The sequence below is a fragment of the Luteitalea sp. genome, assembly GCF_022842525.1.
GTDB lineage: Bacteria > Acidobacteriota > Vicinamibacteria > Vicinamibacterales > Vicinamibacteraceae > Luteitalea.
Genome location: NZ_JALHPM010000009.1, coordinates 18,927 through 35,086, shown reverse-complemented (window position 1 = coordinate 35,086; position 16,160 = coordinate 18,927). Strand labels below are relative to the sequence as shown.

The following is a 16,160-nucleotide window of genomic DNA, read 5'->3' as shown; positions in this document are numbered from 1 at the left end:
CCGACGTGTACACCCTCGACGGTCGCCAGAAGAAGGCGCTGCACGCGGCCCTGCGGCACGCGTTTCCGCGTCCTGCCGCGCTCGAACGCCTCGTCGAGTTCCATCTCGACGAGCACCTCGCCGTCATCGCCGGCGAGGGCGCGCTGGACGACGTCATCTTCCGGGTGATCGCCTGGGCCGAAGCGCACGGGCGGCTGGCCGCGCTGGTCAACGGCGCGCGCGCCGAAGTGCCAGGCAATCCGCAGGTGATGGCCTTCGAGCGGATGGTCGTCGAGGCACGCGACGCCCGTCCGCTCGATGCCGCGCTGCGGCAGTTCGCCGAGGGCGTGCGTCTCGCGCCGGCGCTCCCGGACGACCCCGAGCTCGAGAAGCGCGTCTTCCGCGCCGGGTTCTCCGACATCGCGCAGTGGCGCGCCCGTCTGGGTCAGGCCGAGCTCGCCGTGTGCCGCGTCGAGGCGCCTCCCTGGCGAGCGCTCGGCACCGGGTTCCTCGTCGGGCCCGACCTGGTCATGACCAACCGGCACGTCATCGAGGCCCTGGCGATGCAGCCCGAGCCGTCGATGGTGTTCCGCTTCGACTTCAAGCTCTCGCCGGACGGATCGCGCCTTCGGGAGGGGGAGACGTTCGGCCTGGCGCACGAGTGGCTGGTGGCGAGCAGTCCCGTGGCCGATCTCGACTTCGCGATCCTCCGCCTGGCCGAGCCGGCCGGCGAGCGGCCGACCGGCGGCACCGCGGACGCCCCGCCGCGTGGCTGGATCACCCCGCAGTGCCGCGACCTGGAGCCCGACGAGACGATCTTCGTGATCCAGCATCCCCAGGGCGACACGCTCAAGCTCGCGACAGGACGCTACGACAGCCGGGAGCCGACCCGCCTGCGCTACCGCGTGGATACGGAACCGGGGTCGTCCGGCTCGCCGTGCTTCACGGCCCAGATGGAACTGGTCGCCCTCCATCGCGGATCGGCCGAAGGCCTCGCCAATCAGGGCGTGCCGCTGGACGCCATCGCCGCGGCGTTGCCCGCCGGGTTCTTCCAGCCGTTGCCGCCGGCGCGCGTGGCACCGGCCGCCGCACCAGACGATCTGAGGCAGGTCGAGCGACTCGCGGCACCGCGTCGTCGCCGCTCGCGGATGATGGCCGCGGCCGGGGTGGCAATCGCGGCGGCGCTGGTCGCCGTGCCCGTGTGGTGGGCCCGCATGGACCCGCCTGCGGGGCAGGGCACGCCGGCATCCGCGTCGCAGCTGCCGGCCTCGTCACCCCCCGTGCGCGTGCGCTTACCGGTGCGCGAGGTCGCCGTGCCGTTCGCGACGACATCAGGCGAGGCTGACGGCTGCCGGTCGGATGCGGACCACCAGCGTGCCTTCTTCCGACTGGAGACCACTGGCGCGTGGCCGGCGGCCGAGGGTGCGCGCTCCCGTGACGTGCAGTTGGTGGCCATCGGGGACGTGGTGATCGAGGACGCGAGCATCGCCATGCGCACCGGCGTCGAGGCGGCAGCCGTGTCGCTGCCGCAGCGGCACCTCGCGCGCAGGTGGGTCTTCGCCGAGCCCGTGCAGGCGCCGGTCGTGCTCGTGGCGTGCATCCGCTCGACGACGTCCGTTCGGCCCAGGCCCGCATTCAAGGTCATCACCTGGAGGGAGGTCACCCCATGAGGTCCCCGCACATCGTCGTCGTCGCCGTTGCGGTCGCCGTCGCCATCGCGCTCGGCGGGTGCCGCAGCGGCGAGGCGCCACCGGCGGCGCCAGCCGCAGCCGAGGCCGCGAGTGGTCGCGCAGACGGTCCCACGCCGGCGCCGGCCGAGCCGACCGCCGTGCTCTACGGGCGCGTGCTCGGCTCCGATCATCAGAACGCCGCGCCGTCGGATTGGCAGGTCCGCGTCACCGCCGAGTACGAGGACGGGACGGACGTCGCGCCCCGCGATCGCGACAGCACGGGCGAGCTCTTTGCCTTCAAGGTCGTGCCGGGCAAGCGGGTGCGGCTGTACTTCGAGGCGGTGCCGTATCAGGCGTCGGTCACCGAGTTCGTCGACGTCACCGACGAGCGTCGCTATGCCTCGCGTGTGCCCGACATCGTGATGGACCGCATTCGCTGGACGATGGCGCTGTTTGCCAATGGCAATGGCGAGGCCTTCGGGCGCAACCTCGAGGCGCAGGCCGCCGTGGCCGAGCAGACCGGGTCGGCCGACATCTTCCGCGCCAACCTCGAGTTCTACCGCAAGGCCTCGGCTCGGTTCCCCGACTGCCTGCGCCGACTGCAGGAGTTCGAGCGCACGCCGCGCGGCGTCGCGCTCACGCAGCAGGCCGAGGCCCGAGGCGTGCCGGTGTCACTGCTCGAGGGGCTCGTGCAGAGACCGGCGGAGGTGGCCACCACGGAGCCGGACACGCTGCGCGCGCTCGCGGCGAACCCTCGCGTGGCGCAGACGCTGCGCAACGAGGCGCGCCGGGCGCTCGACGCGCCTACACCGGAGGCGCGTACCCCTCGACGATGAAGGCCTTGCCGGTCGAATTGGCGAGCCTCACCTTCAGCGCCTCCTGGTAGTCGTCGGAGAAGTAGAACGCCTTTGCGGCGTCGACGGAGGCGAACTCGATCACCACGAACCGCTGCGGGTGCCAGTCGCCCTCGAGGGGCGTGACGGCCCCGCCGCGCACGAGGAAGCGACCGCCGTGGCGGGCCACGCTCGCGCCCGCGAGATCACGGTAGGCGGCATAGGGTTCGGGGTTGGTGACGTGGACTTCGACGATGACGTAGGCGGGCATAGGAGGAATCGGGAATCGGGAAGCGGGAACCGGGAATCGGGAGTCGAGACACGTAGCCGTCGGACTTGCCTGGCCCGCCAGAGCGCGTGCGCGGAGGCGGGTCCGACTGTCTTGTGTCAGGCCGCCGGCTCCGCGTGGATGTCGCGGGCGCGGCGCAGGGCGTGCTGCACGCTCGGGGTGATGTTGTCGGCGCCGATGTGGTGGACGAAGTTGGCCTGGTGCAGCATCTTCGCCGGCTGGTCGTGCGCGCCGCAGAGCAGCAGATGGCGACCGGACGCCTTGAGGCGGTCGGCCAGCGTTTCGAGGGCGTAGAGACCGGTGGCGTCGATGGCCGTCATGTTGCGCAGACGCACGATCACGATCGCCTGCAACGGTGTCAGGTCGCGCGTGGCCAGGCCCAGCTTGTCGGTCGTGCCGAACAGGAACGGGCCGTGGATGCGCAGGATGCTGACGTAGGGCGGCACGTCCTGCAACTGCAGGCTGTGCTGTTCGCCTTCGAGGATGTACTCGGGGGTGACGATCGACACCGAGCTGGTCTCGGACACGCGGTACACGTACAGCAGCGCGGCCAGCGCCATGCCGACCTCGACGGCCACGGTCAGGTCGGCGAACACGGTGAGGGCGATGGTCACCAGCCACACCGCGCGGTCGGTCTTGCCGAGGCGGACCACGCCGGGGATCTCGAACCACTCGCCCATGTTCCACGCCACCACGAAGAGCACGGCGGCGAGCGTGGCCATGGGGATGTGGCGCGCCAGCGGGGCCGCCACCAGGATCACGGCCAGCAGCGTCACCGCGTGCACCAGACCCGACACGGGGGACACGGCACCGGCACGCACGTTCGTGGCGGTGCGCGCGATGGCGCCCGTCACCGGAATACCACCGACCATCGGCACCAGCATGTTGGCCACACCCTGGCCGAGCAGCTCGGCGTGCGGGTTGTGGATCTCGCCGGTCATGCGGTCGGCCACCGTGGCCGACAGCAGGCTCTCGACGGCCGAGAGCAGCGCCACGGTCAGCGCGGCCGGCAACAGCGGCAGGATCAGGTCGGCACGGAACTGCGGGATGGCGAAGGTCGGCAGGCCCGACGGGATGCCGCCGAAGCGCGATCCGACGGTCTCGACCATGCCCGGCATCAGCATGCTGGCGGCCGTGCCGGCGATCAGGGCCACGATGGCACCCGGGACGCGGGGGATCAGCTTCGGCACGCCGAGGATGACGGCCAGTGACACCGCGGTCAGCGCCACGGCGGGCATCTGGGTGGTTGGCAGCGCCTGCCAGTACGCCTCCATCCGGGCGAGGAACTCGCTCGGCACGGTGGCCATCGTCAGGCCCAGGGCATCCTTGATCTGGGTCGAGGCGATGAGAATCGCGATGCCGTTGGTGAAGCCGATGAGGATGGGCCGCGGGATGAACTTCACCGCCGTGCCGAGGCCGGTCACGGCGAGCCCCACCAGGATCGCCCCGGCCATCATCGTCACCATCAGCAGCCCGGAGGTGCCGTGCTCCGCGATGATGCTGGCCACGATGACGACGAAGGCGCCGGTCGGCCCGCCGATCTGGACCCGGGATCCGCCGAGGACCGAGACGAGGAAGCCGCCGACGATGGCGGTGTAGAGCCCGGCCTCCGGGGTGGTGCCGGAGGCAATCCCGAAGGCCATGGCCAGGGGGAGGGCCACGAGGCCCACCGTCAGTCCTGCCACGATGTCCGAGGTGAGGTGCCCCGCCGAGTAGCCGTCGCGCAGGACATCGAGCAGGCGCGGACGCAGGCGGGAGAGATCCAGATCCGACAGGAACGTTCCCACCGGCTCATTGTGGATCGTCGGGGCGGTGCGTGCGCGGTGGCTATACTCCCCGTACGACCATGGCAGACACGCATCCACTCGTTGGCGTCATCATGGGCAGCCGCTCGGACTGGGACACCATGCGACAGGCCACCGAGGTCCTCGAGCAGTTCGGCGTCCCCTTCGAGGCGCGCGTCGTCTCGGCCCATCGCACCCCGGATCTCATGCGCGACTACGCCACCGAGGCGGAGGTCCGCGGCCTCGAGGTGATCATCGCGGGGGCCGGCGGCGCGGCCCATCTGCCGGGCATGGTGGCGGCGCAGACCCTGGTGCCCGTGATCGGCGTGCCCGTCCAGAGCCGGGCGCTCAACGGGCTCGACTCGCTGCTCTCCATCGTGCAGATGCCCGGCGGGGTGCCGGTGGCGACGATGGCGATCGGCACGGCGGGGGCGAAGAACGCCGGGTTGCTGGCCGTGGCGATGCTCGCGGTGCGGCGTCCCGCCCTGCGCGAGCAGTTGCGGGCCGTCCGTGCCCGACAGGACGCCGCCGTGCGCGCGGAGTCGCTCGAATGAGCGCCCCCATCCTCCCCGGCGCCACGATCGGGGTGCTCGGCAGCGGCCAGCTCGGCCGGATGTTCACCATCGCCGCGCGGCGGCTTGGCTACCGCGTGCACACGTTCTCTCCCGACCAGGATTCCCCGACGGGCCAGGTCGCCGACCACGAGGTGACGGCGTCCTACGACGACCTCGCGGCCGTCTCGGCCTTCGCGCGCGACGTGGCCGCGGTCACGTTCGAGTTCGAGAACGTGCCCTCGCGCACCGTGGAGGCCCTGGGGGCCGGCACGGTGGTGCGGCCGTCGGGGCACGTCCTGCACGTCACGCAGCACCGCGTGCGCGAGAAGACTTTCCTCGTCGGCGCCGGCATTCCCGTGGCGCCCTTCGCCGTGGTCGAGGCATCGGGCGACATCCAGCGGGGACTCGCCCAGGTCGGACTGCCAGCCATTCTCAAGACGGCGAGCTTCGGCTACGACGGCAAGGGCCAGGTGCGGATCGCGGAGCCAGACGCGGCGTCGGCGGGCTGGGCGACGATCGGCTGGCAGCCCGCGGTGCTCGAGGGCGTGGTCGCCTTCGCCTGCGAGGTGTCGGTCGTGGTGGCCCGGAGTGCCGACGGCGCGATGGTGGACTACGGCGCCATCGAGAACAGCCATCGGCACCACATCCTCGACGTGTCGGTGTGGCCGGCGCGCATCCCCGAGGCCACGGCGCGCAAGGCCGTGGCCCTCGCGCGCGCGGCCTGCGAGGCCCTCGACGTAGTCGGCGTCCTGTGCGTCGAGATGTTCGTCGACGCCGCCGGGGACGTCATCGTCAACGAACTGGCGCCCCGCCCGCACAACTCCGGGCACCTCACGATCGACGCGCATGTCACCTGCCAGTTCGAGCAGCAGCTCCGGGCCGTCTGTGGCCTGCCGCTCGGCACGACGACGGCGAGGGCGCCTGCGGCGGCGATGGCCAACCTGCTCGGCGACGAGTGGGGCCGGGGTGAGCCGGACTGGGCGGCCGCGCTCGCGCTGCCCGAGGTCAAGCTGCACCTCTACGGGAAGCTCGAGCCCCGCCCCGGCCGCAAGATGGGGCATCTGACCGCGACCGCCGGGACACCCGACGAGGCGGAGGCCCTCGTGCGCGAGGCGCGGCGGCTGCTCACCGCCCGGGCCTGAGGCGGCAGGCGTCTCCGGCCGGGCGGCTTCGGCTGGGGAAACCCACGGCGCTGCCGATTCCCCGGACGTGGCATCCGGATCGTTGTCGGCCCCCACCTCGTGCCCCGGTTGTGGGCAGCTCATGGAGACCGTCGGGCTCGTCGCCCGCTACGGTCGCCAGGTGGACGTGGACATCTGTGGGGCGTGCGGCGGGCTCTGGTTCGACGACAAGGAGAGCCAGCAACTGAGCCCCGGCGCCACGCTCGCGCTGCTCGATCGCCTGACGCTGCGGCCGTCCCGTGGCATCCAGGGCCGTTCGCCCTGTCCACGCTGCCGCCAGGCGCTGCTCGACGTCCACGACCAGCAGCGCGCCACGAAGTTCTCGTACCGGCGGTGCTCGGCCGGCCACGGGCGGTTCATCACCGCGTACCACTTCCTGCGCGAGAAGCACCTCGTCCGCGAGCTCACGGCCGTCGAGATCGAGGAAGTGCGCGCGCGCATCCAGCAAATCAACTGCGTCAACTGCGGCGCCCCTGTTGGCCTGGCCGCCGCACTGTCGTGCGGTCATTGCGGCACCCCGGTCTCCATGGTCGATCCCCAGCAGCTCCGCCGTGAACTGGCCACCCTCAGCCTCGCCGAGGCGGATGGCCGTGACGTCGACCCCACCCTGCCCATCCGGTTGTTGCACGAACGGGCCGCCACCGAGCGCGCCTGGGCGAGCATGCCGGGGGACCGGTCGTGGGTCGACGACCTGATGGCGGACAATACGGGTATCGCGCAAGCCGCAATCCGCATGCTCGGCATGCGGTTGGGGTAGCGCAGGCCATGCACGCCCGGGCCGCAAGGAGCGGGCGCGCGGGAGAATCGGGATGATCGACCTCACGGCGCTGACGCGCTCCGCGCAACACATCGAAGCCCTCCCGGCCAGCGTGACCCGGCTGATGGCCCTCACGGCGGGTGACACGTGGTCGGCGCACGACGTCGAGGAGGTCGTCCGTCTCGACCAGGCCCTGACGCTGCGGGTGCTGCGCGCGGCCAACTCGGCGGCCAGTGCCTCCGCCATGCCGATTGCCACGGTCCGCGAGGCCGTGGTGCGCCTCGGCATCCGGCCGATGGTGTCCCTGGCGACGACGGTCGGCGTGCAGAAGCGCCTGGAGCAGGGGTTGCCGGAGTACGGGTTGTCCGAGGGCGAGCTGTGGCGGCACTCGGTGGCGTCGGCGCTCGCGGCCGAGGCAGCGCAGAGCTATTGCCACGTGTTGTTGCCGGCCGAGGCCTATACGGCGGCGTTGCTGCACGACGTGGGCAAGCTGGTGATGGCGCGCTTTCTGGCCCCCGACGTGCTGCGCCTGCTCGCGGAGGCCCGCGAGAAGGGCGGCCTGTCCAGCCTGCGGGCCGAGGCGGAGCTGCTGCAGGTCCACCATGGCGAGCTCGGGGGGCTGATCGCGCAGCACTGGGACCTCCCCGTCCGCATCGTCACCGGCATCACGCATCACCACACGCCGGAGCTGGCGCGCGACATCATCGCGGACGTCGTCCACGTGGCCAATATCGCCGCCAAGCGGGCCGGGACGGGCTACGCGGCCAATGACTCCGACCTGGCGGTGCAGCCGGAGTCGCTGGACCGCATCGGGATGACGGGGGAGGGGTTCGTCGACCTGACCACCCAGGTCACGATGCGGCTCGAGAAGGTCCTGGCGATGTACGCCAGCTAGGCTGGAATCGCCACTTCGTCGTGGCGCCTGGCGCGTCACGCCGTGCAACTTTGTCGCGCAAATTCAAAAGAGGCTGACTTTAGGTACCGACTGCGGAGGCTAATCTCGCTGGGTCGTCTTAAAGGCTCAGGTTCAGACGCGGTCTTCTGTCGGCACGATTCATGCGATTCTCATCTATCAGTCCCGGAGGACCATAGATGAAACTCGTTCAGCAGCTGGCCATGGCTGGGGTAGCCTTGGCCGTGACCGGAGCCCAGGCTCTCGGCGCCACCATCCTCGTCACCAACCCGGCCAATCTCGGCGCCAACGCGTCGGCCACCATCGCCCCGCTCGGCATCGACTACAGCGAAGTGACCCAGGGCACCTCGGTCACGCTGACGGACCCGAGTCGCTCGGTGGCGTTCACCAATGACGGCACGCTTCTCAGCCGCGTGGACGAAGGCGGCACCTGGGGCGGCAACTTCATGCTGAACGAGGCGCTCCTCTGGAGCGGCGGTTTCGACCCCAACTTCAACCTCGTCGACGGCGGCACCCTCACGCTCACCTTCAACGCCAAGGTGCAGGGCGTGGGTGCCCGCATCCAGCGCCTCGACTACGGCACGTTCGGCGTGACCATCAAGGCCTACAACGGCACCACCCTGCTCGGCTCGTTCCTGGCCAGCGGCCTCGAGAGCACCGGCGACCAGGATGGCTCGGCGCCCTTCGTCGGCATCCGCGACACCGCGGCGCGCATCACGTCGGTCACGTTCTCGGTCTCGGATGGCTCCTTCGCCATCAACGGCCCGCTCGTCAACACCACGCCCGGTGGCGGTGGTGGCAACGGCGTGCCCGAGCCGTTCACGGTCTCGCTGGTCGGCCTCGGCCTCGCCGGTGTTGCCGCTCGTCGCTATCGCTCGCGGAGGGCTCTGTGAAGCTGTCCTCCCACACGTTCGCCACCGGCGCACTCGTCGCTGTCGTCACCGCCGGCGTGCTGGCGGTTGGCCCGCAGGCGCCGACCACCCCTTCCGCCACGGTTGCCCCGGCTGAGACGGCCGCGGCCGCCAGGCCCGCCCGTCGTCCGCGCGCCAAGACCGCGGCGAAGCGCTTCGACCAGCCCGCCGAGGCCGCGATGTTCGCCGCCCGCAAGCGCGCCGGCGCCATCGAGACCCGTGGGCCGAACGCGGCACCGGGCAGCCAGGCCACCCCGCAGATTCCGGTGCGGGCGTACCTCGCCGCCGCCGCGCACATCCGGCGCATGCCGCAGTACTCGAGCGTGACCAACGAGATCCTGCCGGCCGGTCCGCAGGTGCTCGCTTCGACGGCCCCGCAGGCGCTGGCGGCGCCAGGCGGCGCCCTCGGCACCTGGCAGCCCCTGGGGCCGGGCAACATCGGCGGGCGCACCCGCCAGCTGGTGTTCCACCCCACCAACCCGGACATCATGTACGCGGCCGCGGTTGCCGGCGGCGTGTGGAAGACCACCGACGCGGGCGCGTCGTGGAACCCGCTGACCGACCTCCTCATCCCCAACATCGCCGTCAACTCGCTGGCGATGGACCCGAAGAATCCCCAGGTGCTGTACGCCGGCACCGGTGAGGGCTTCTTCAACTTCGACGGCGTCCGCGGCGCGGGCATCTTCAAGACGACCGATGGTGGCGCCACCTGGACCCAGCTGGCCGCGACAGCCACGGCCGACTTCTTCTACGTCAACGACATCGTCGTCAGCCCGCGCAACTCGTCGCGGATGTGGGCGGCCACGCGGACGGGCGTGTGGCGCAGCACCAATGCCGGCGCCACCTGGACGCGCGTCGTCGACGGGTCGACGGCCAATGGCTGCTTCGACCTGGTCACCCAGACCGACCGTGCCGTGGGCTACATCTTCGCGGCCTGCGGCAGCTTCAGCACCAGCACGCCCGCGGTCGGCATCTTCCGCGCCGTGGAGAACGGGTCCTCTCTGCCGTGGCAGCACGTGCTGACGCGCACGCAGGAGCCGGGCCTCGGCCGCATCTCCCTGGCGCTCGCGCCCTCCAACCAGAACATCGTCTACGCGCTGGCGGCGCAGACCGCGGCAGGGACCTACCAGGACGGCATGCTCGGCGTGTTCCGCTCCGACAACAGCGGTGCGCCCGGCTCGTTCGTCGCTCGCGTGCGCAACACCGATCCGAACAAGCTGAACACGCTGTTGCTGACCAACACCGTGTACGGCTTCCTGGCCGACTGCGGCTTTGGCGGGTCGAACCAGTTCTTCAACCAGGGCTGGTACGACAACGTCATCGCCGTGGACCCGACCAATCCGGACCGCGTGTGGGCCGGCGGCATCGACCTGTTCCGGTCCGACGATGGCGGGCGCAACTGGGGTCAGGCGTCGCATTGGTGGTTCAGGCCGGGCGTCGATCCCGAGTACGCCCACGCCGACCAGCACGTGATCGCGTTCCACCCGCAGTACGACGGCGTGGCCAACACCAAGCTCTACGTCGCCAACGACGGGGGCTTCTTCCGCACCGACAACCCGAACGCGGCCGTCGGCACGACGCTCGCGAGCGTCTGCGGCGCCCCGCCGGCCAACGCGGTGGCGTGGACCGAACTGAACAACAACTACGAAGTGACGCAGTTCTACCACGGCTCGGCCTATCCCGACGGCGACACCTACTTCGGTGGCACGCAGGACAACGGCACGCTGCGCGGCAGGCAGACGACAGGGCTGTCGTGGACGCGCCTGCTCGGCGGCGACGGCGGCTACACGGCCGTCGACCCGACGGACACGAACGTGCTGTTCGGCGAGTTCACCGGCCTGTCCATCCAGAAGTCGACCAACGGCGGGGCCAGCTTCTTCGATGCCGTCAACGGCATCGCCGGTGACCAGGGCTTCGCGTTCATCGCGCCGTTCACGATGAATGCCGCCAACGCCCAGCAGCTGTGGACCGGTGGCTGGTTCATCTGGCGCACCACCGATCAGGCCGGGGTGTGGACACGGGCCAGCAGCATCACGGCCGGTAACGGCAGCGTGTCGTCCGTCGCCGTGTCGCCCGTCAACCCCAACATGGTGGTGGTCGGGATGAGCGACGGCTACATCCACTACACCAACACGGCCCTGACCAACACCGGCACCACCAATTGGCCCTTCACGCGACCGCGCACGGTCTTCGTGACGTCGGTGGCCTTCGACCCCGTCGACGCCAACACGGTGTATGCCACTTTCTCCACGTTCAGCGGCGTCGCCGTCTACAAGAGCGTCAACGGCGGCGCGTCGTGGGCGCCCATCGTCGGCACCGGCGCCACGGCGCTGCCGGCCCTGCCGGTCCACACGATCGTGGTCGACCCGACCAACACCCAGCGGCTCTACGTCGGCACCGACGCCGGCGTGTTCACGTCGATCGACGGCGGCCTCAACTGGTACAAGGAAGTGACCGGCTTCGCCAACGTGGTGACCGAGTCGCTCGGCATCAACCCGACGGGCACGAAGCGTCTCTTCGCCTTCACGCACGGCCGCAGCGCCTGGCGCGTCGACCTGCAGCCCTGATCCCGGTCCTGCCGGGTCGCCTCACCAGCGACCGGCCTGACCAGCACGGCACTCATCGGCGGCAGTCGGCGTCCATCGCCGGCTGCCGCCGTTGTCGTTTCTGCCCGAACGTCGCAGCGGGTCGGATACCATCCCTGCCACCAGCCGCCATGTCCCTGCCCCCGACGACGATGCGCGTGTGCTTCGGCGCCCTGCTCCTGCTGCTGATGGCAGCAGCGGAGGTGTCGGCGCACGCGGGATCGGTGGCCTACTGGCGCGTCGTCTTTCGCGGTGCCGAGGCTCGCAGCCAGCTACTGATCGCGATCGACGACGTCGAGCGGATGGCGCCGGGCCTGCTGTCCGCTGTGCGCCCCGGAGCCCTCGACGTCCAGCGGCTCGGTTCCTTCGGCGAGACGCTGCTCGCGCATTTCACCATCGAGCAGGCTGGCGCACGCCTCCCGTCGCGGATCGTCACCGCCGCTGTCCTGGACTCCGGGCTGCTCGACGTGCAGGTCGTCCACCAGCTCGACACGGCGGCGACGGCGCCGGTCCTTCGCAGCGCGTTCCACGTGCTGACCGACGACAGCCACCGTGTCGTCGTCCGGGCCGAGCGCGCCGGCGCGGTGGTGGCGATGACGCTGCACGCCACGGCGCCGACCCACGTCGCACCCGGTGTCGGGGCGGCATCGTGGCATGAGGCGATCGCTCCGGACGGGTCGATGCGCGCGATGCTGCTGCTCGGCGTCGAGCACATCCTGACGGGCTACGACCACCTGGTGTTCCTCGCCTGCCTGCTGGTGCCCGGCGGGACGTGGCGGTCGCGCATCGCCATCGTGTCGGCCTTCACTGCGGCGCACAGCCTGACGCTCGTCCTCGCGGCGGCGCAGGTGGTGACGCCGCCAGCCAGGTTCGTCGAACTGGCGATCGCCGTCAGCATCGCCTACGTCGCCATCGAGAACCTGCTCGGCGATCGCGCGCGTTCGCGCTGGCCCACCGCGTTCGGCTTCGGGCTGATCCACGGTCTCGGCTTCGCGGGCGTCCTGCGAGCGCACGACCTGCCCGCCGCGCAGTGGTGGGCGGCCATCGCCGCCTTCAACGTCGGTGTGGAGATTGGACAACTCGCCGTGGTCGCCCTCGTGCTGCCACTCGTCATCGTCCTCGCCCGCACGCCGTGGCATCGTCGCGTCGTGCAGGGCACGTCGGCGGCGGTGATCGGCCTGGCGTGCCTGTGGTTCGTGGAGCGCCTGTCATGACTGTGCACTCAGCCTCGTCGTCATCCCTGCCGCGCCAGCGTCGATGGCGTGCGGCGCTCCTGCCGTTCGGCGCCGGTGTCGCGCTCGCCGCGCTGTACCTCTACACGGCGAGTGCGGCCACCGATGGCACCCTGCGCGTCACGGTGGTGGAGCAGGGACAGTCGAGGCCGATTCCGGTGCGCGTGCGCATCACCGATGCGGCCGGTGTTCCCATCAGCAAGCGCCCGCTTGGCGCGCTGGCGATGCCCGGCGAAGCGCTCGGCGTGCCGCGCGAGGCGCTCGCCATCATGTGGGGCCACGACGACAGCGCGCAGGGCTATGCGACGCAGCCCGACGGTGCCTTCTACGTCGACGGTACCTTCGAGGTGCCGCTGCCGCCAGGCACGTACCAGATTGCGGTATCCAAGGGGTACGAGTTCGTCCGCCAGCAGCATCGCGTGACGCTCGACGCCGGCCGGCAGGTTCGCGAGCGCTACGAGCTGCGGCGGTGGATCGACATGCCGTCGCGCGGCTGGTATTCCTCCGACGATCACATCCACCTGCGGCGGTCGCCACGCGAGAACCCGCTGGTGCAGCGCTGGCTGGCGGCCGAGGACATCCACGTCGGCAACCTGCTCCAGATGGCCGACTTCCACACCAGCTACTTCTGGCAGTACGCCTTCGGCCCTGACGGGCGGTACCAGGAGGGCGGTCGGCTGATTTCGTCTGGCCAGGAGGATCCACGGACACCCGAGATCGGTCACACCATCTCGCTCGGGCACGCGAAGGTGGTGCGCGTGCGGCCCGTGGACGCGTACTACGGCTACGACCGCACCTTCGACCGCGTCCACGAACTCGGCGGCGTGACCGGCTACGCCCATCAGGCGATGACCTTCCACGGCTATCGCGGCATGACCCTCGACGTCCTGCAGCGGAAGCTCGATTTCGTCGAGCTGATGCAGTTCTGCGCGCCCGCCGGCCCGCTCATCACGACGCACTACTACCACTTCCTCGATCTCGGCTTCCCGCTCACCGCGCTGGCCGGGTCCGACTTCCCCTGGTGCGGCCGCACCAAGGCGTTCGGCGCGGCGGAGGACGAAGGTCCGCGCATCGGCGACGCCCGCTTCTACACGTACGTCGACGGCCCGCTCACGTTCGACGGCTGGATCGGCGGCCTCAAGGCCGGACACACCTTCGCGACGACCGGACCGATGCTCGACCTGCGTGTGGACGAGGCACGGCCGGGCACGACGCTGGAGCGGCGAACCGGCGACACGCTGAAGGTGGTGGTCGAGGCGCGCGGGCATCGCACCGACGTGCCGTTGCGCGACCTCGAACTCGTGGTGCATGGAGAGGTGATCCGCGCGGTGACGGCCCGCGACGCGGGCCAGTCGACCGAGCGGCTCGCCTTGTCGTACGACCTGCCGATTGGCGGCCACGGGATCTGGATCGCGGCCCGGGCGCGCGGCGGTCCGACGCAGGCGGCACACACGACGCCCGTCTACGTGCGCGCCAACGGCACCGGCTTCGCCAATCCCGCCACTGCGCGTCGCTATCTGGATCTGTCGGAGGCGTACTTGCGCGAGATCGAGGCCGAGCTCGCCACGCCCGGGACGGCGGTCAACAACCAGCTGGTGCGCGCCCGCGACGGGATGACCCGCCGCATCGCCGACACGCGGGCGATCCTGGCGCAACTGGGCGCCACGCTGCCGTCTGTGCCAGGGCGATCAGCCTCGGCCCGTCGCGTCGCCTCGCCAGGAGACCAATCCCAGTGACGGGCCGTGTGGATGGTTGGGCTCGTCGAGGCCGATCTCCACGTGCGCGTGGCCGAAGTGGCGCAGCGCCTGCACGATGGCGTCGCGGGTCATCCAGCGGGGATGCGTCTCGCCGCTGCCGCAGAAGCCCGGACTGAAGCGGGCAGCCTGGTACCAGTGCGGGTGCAGCGTGTGCGCGAAGCCGTCGACGGTCCGCGTTTCCGGGGCACGGAAGCGCGCCGCCACCTCGGGCCGCTGTTCGACCAGGGCCCGGTCGTAGTAGTGCGTCCAGATGTAGAGGCTATCGCAGGCGCGGGCCAGTCGCGCCAGCAGTTCCACCGGCTGCGCCATGTGATACAGCACGCCGCTGGCCACGCCCACGTCGAAGCGCGCCTCGGGCGACGCGCGCAGGAACGCCATGAAGTCGCCGAGCAGGAAGCGCGCGTGGGTCATGCCCACCACCTCCTTCATGACGAGGCACTTCAGGTAGGCGCGCCGGTTGGCCTCGATAGCGGTGACGCTGGCCGCTCCGCGCTGCTCGAGCAGCCACGTGTGTCCACCCTCGAGCGGGCCCAGCTCCAGGACGTGCGCCCCGTCGAGGCTGCCGAGGCGATCCAGCGCCCAGACCAGGCGACTATCCTCGAACAGCGGAATCTGACCGGCCGTCCACTGGGAGAACGCGGGTGGCAGCCGCGACGCCCACTCCCCGGCATAGAGGTTCAGGGCGTGCTGCGGCGAGGGTGCGCCGGCCTCGTACTCGTCGGTGACGGGGCGCCGCCACAGCCGCGCGAGCTGGACCTTGGCGAATCCGCCGACGCGGTGAATCAGCGGATGCATGCGCCGGTCATTCTAGACCGTGCGCGGTGGGTCAGCGCGGCTGGACGGGCAGCAGCCGCCGCAGCATGAACTGCTGCGCGGCAGGCACCGCGCTCCAGTCCGTCTCGTCGTTCCTGACGAGCATCACGCCGTACTCGGAGCGGACGGCGTCGCAGATCAACTGGAGCCGTGCGGCGGGCGTCAGCTCGCGATGCAGCGGCGACACCAGCGCGCGCCGCGCCGGATCCCACTCCACGCCGGTGGCGGCCTTGTAGACGAAATCGAAGGATTTGCCCGTCTCCACCCAGAGGCGCTCGCTGTCGTCGATCGACACGCGGGTCACGGGGACGTCGGGCATCCAGCTGCGCGAAGTGCCAGAGGTCACGGCGATGTCTCGCGGCCACGCTGCCACACGTAGAGCCCCGTGCCGAACACGATCTCGATGGCTGCACCCGTGAGGGCCACGGTGGACGGCGCCCATGCCAGCATCACCCCCAGCACCGCCGCGCCACCGAGCAGCGCCCCGAGGCCCCAGTAGGCCATCGTCCCATACAGCGTGGCGAACGTCAGGTAGCGCCCGCCAATCACCATCAGCACGGCCGGGAAGAACCACGTCATCCGATACCGCGAGAGCACGTAGGCCGCCGGCAGGCTCATCAGCATCCAGATCGTGCCTTCCATGGCCAGCCGCCCGAGCGGATTGCCGGCCGTGTGCGTGCCTGGCGCGCCCAGGAGCTTGTCCACCACCGTCCCGATCGGAAAGATGAAGGAGGCCCCGAAGAAGAGCGTCCAGACGGCCGTCCGTTCGTCATGCAGGGCAGCGACCAGGCCGGCCGCCAGCCAGACGAACCCGGAGACCACCACGCCCGGGGCGCCCCAGATGTATCCGCGACGCATGTCCGCCTGCAGCTGCTGCAAGGTCATAGAAACACCAGAGTAGG

At 70.7% G+C, this 16,160-nt stretch carries 15 protein-coding genes; 10 read left to right on the top strand and 5 right to left on the bottom strand.

Annotation, left to right across the window (positions count from 1 at the left end):
- Nucleotides 1-5: 5 nt before the first annotated feature.
- Complete coding sequence (locus tag Q0C41_RS03540; protein WP_291981073.1) at nucleotides 6-1,649, top strand: effector-associated domain EAD1-containing protein; 1,644 nt, start codon at nucleotides 6-8, stop codon at nucleotides 1,647-1,649.
- Nucleotides 1,646-2,485, top strand: coding sequence for a hypothetical protein (locus Q0C41_RS03535; RefSeq protein ID WP_291981072.1), 840 nt, complete (start codon nucleotides 1,646-1,648; stop codon nucleotides 2,483-2,485). Before Q0C41_RS03540 ends, Q0C41_RS03535 begins: the two co-directional genes overlap by 4 nt.
- Here the strand turns inward: Q0C41_RS03535 and Q0C41_RS03530 are convergent.
- Together Q0C41_RS03530 and Q0C41_RS03525 are read right to left on the bottom strand one after the other, a co-directional pair.
- On the bottom strand, nucleotides 2,454-2,753 hold the full coding sequence (locus Q0C41_RS03530; RefSeq protein WP_291981071.1) for a DUF1330 domain-containing protein: 300 nt from the start codon (nucleotides 2,751-2,753) through the stop codon (nucleotides 2,454-2,456). The two genes, Q0C41_RS03535 and Q0C41_RS03530, sit on opposite strands and share 32 nt — an antisense overlap.
- Nucleotides 2,754-2,869: 116 nt before the next feature.
- Complete coding sequence (locus Q0C41_RS03525) at nucleotides 2,870-4,558, bottom strand: SulP family inorganic anion transporter (RefSeq protein WP_291981070.1); 1,689 nt, start codon at nucleotides 4,556-4,558, stop codon at nucleotides 2,870-2,872.
- A gap of 59 nt (nucleotides 4,559-4,617) precedes the next feature.
- Between Q0C41_RS03525 and purE the strand changes: the two genes are divergently transcribed.
- The 8 genes from purE (at nucleotide 4,618) to Q0C41_RS03485 (ending at nucleotide 14,424) form a co-directional block, all read left to right on the top strand.
- On the top strand, nucleotides 4,618-5,109 hold the full coding sequence (purE, locus tag Q0C41_RS03520; protein ID WP_367079107.1) for a 5-(carboxyamino)imidazole ribonucleotide mutase: 492 nt from the start codon (nucleotides 4,618-4,620) through the stop codon (nucleotides 5,107-5,109).
- Nucleotides 5,106-6,251, top strand: coding sequence for a 5-(carboxyamino)imidazole ribonucleotide synthase (locus Q0C41_RS03515; RefSeq protein WP_291981069.1), 1,146 nt, complete (start codon nucleotides 5,106-5,108; stop codon nucleotides 6,249-6,251). Before purE ends, Q0C41_RS03515 begins: the two co-directional genes overlap by 4 nt.
- Before the next feature lie 67 nt (nucleotides 6,252-6,318).
- Complete coding sequence (locus Q0C41_RS03510) at nucleotides 6,319-7,047, top strand: zf-TFIIB domain-containing protein (RefSeq protein WP_291981068.1); 729 nt, start codon at nucleotides 6,319-6,321, stop codon at nucleotides 7,045-7,047.
- 52 nt (nucleotides 7,048-7,099) lie between these two features.
- Nucleotides 7,100-7,942 (top strand): HDOD domain-containing protein, encoded by an 843-nt coding sequence (locus Q0C41_RS03505; RefSeq protein ID WP_291981067.1) that lies wholly within the window; start codon nucleotides 7,100-7,102, stop codon nucleotides 7,940-7,942.
- Nucleotides 7,943-8,139: 197 nt separating this feature from the next.
- Nucleotides 8,140-8,853, top strand: coding sequence for a PEP-CTERM sorting domain-containing protein (locus Q0C41_RS03500; protein WP_291981066.1), 714 nt, complete (start codon nucleotides 8,140-8,142; stop codon nucleotides 8,851-8,853).
- Nucleotides 8,850-11,438 (top strand): hypothetical protein, encoded by a 2,589-nt coding sequence (locus Q0C41_RS03495; RefSeq protein ID WP_291981065.1) that lies wholly within the window; start codon nucleotides 8,850-8,852, stop codon nucleotides 11,436-11,438. The genes Q0C41_RS03500 and Q0C41_RS03495 overlap by 4 nt, the downstream gene beginning before the upstream one ends.
- Before the next feature lie 149 nt (nucleotides 11,439-11,587).
- Nucleotides 11,588-12,670: a HupE/UreJ family protein gene (locus Q0C41_RS03490; RefSeq protein ID WP_291981064.1), complete on the top strand. Its 1,083-nt coding sequence runs from the start codon at nucleotides 11,588-11,590 to the stop codon at nucleotides 12,668-12,670.
- On the top strand, nucleotides 12,667-14,424 hold the full coding sequence (locus tag Q0C41_RS03485; protein WP_291981063.1) for a CehA/McbA family metallohydrolase: 1,758 nt from the start codon (nucleotides 12,667-12,669) through the stop codon (nucleotides 14,422-14,424). Before Q0C41_RS03490 ends, Q0C41_RS03485 begins: the two co-directional genes overlap by 4 nt.
- On the opposite strand, the gene Q0C41_RS03480 is transcribed toward Q0C41_RS03485, so the two are convergent.
- From Q0C41_RS03480 to Q0C41_RS03470, 3 genes are read right to left on the bottom strand one after another with little or no spacing between them, the layout of a single operon-like run.
- A complete protein-coding gene (locus Q0C41_RS03480) occupies nucleotides 14,377-15,240 on the bottom strand; it encodes a class I SAM-dependent methyltransferase (RefSeq protein WP_291981062.1) in 864 nt (287 codons plus the stop codon). The two genes, Q0C41_RS03485 and Q0C41_RS03480, sit on opposite strands and share 48 nt — an antisense overlap.
- A 31-nt stretch (nucleotides 15,241-15,271) precedes the next feature.
- Nucleotides 15,272-15,604: a hypothetical protein gene (locus Q0C41_RS03475; RefSeq protein WP_291981061.1), complete on the bottom strand. Its 333-nt coding sequence runs from the start codon at nucleotides 15,602-15,604 to the stop codon at nucleotides 15,272-15,274.
- Nucleotides 15,601-16,143 (bottom strand): hypothetical protein, encoded by a 543-nt coding sequence (locus Q0C41_RS03470; protein WP_291981060.1) that lies wholly within the window; start codon nucleotides 16,141-16,143, stop codon nucleotides 15,601-15,603. Before Q0C41_RS03470 ends, Q0C41_RS03475 begins: the two co-directional genes overlap by 4 nt.
- Nucleotides 16,144-16,160 lie beyond the last annotated feature (17 nt).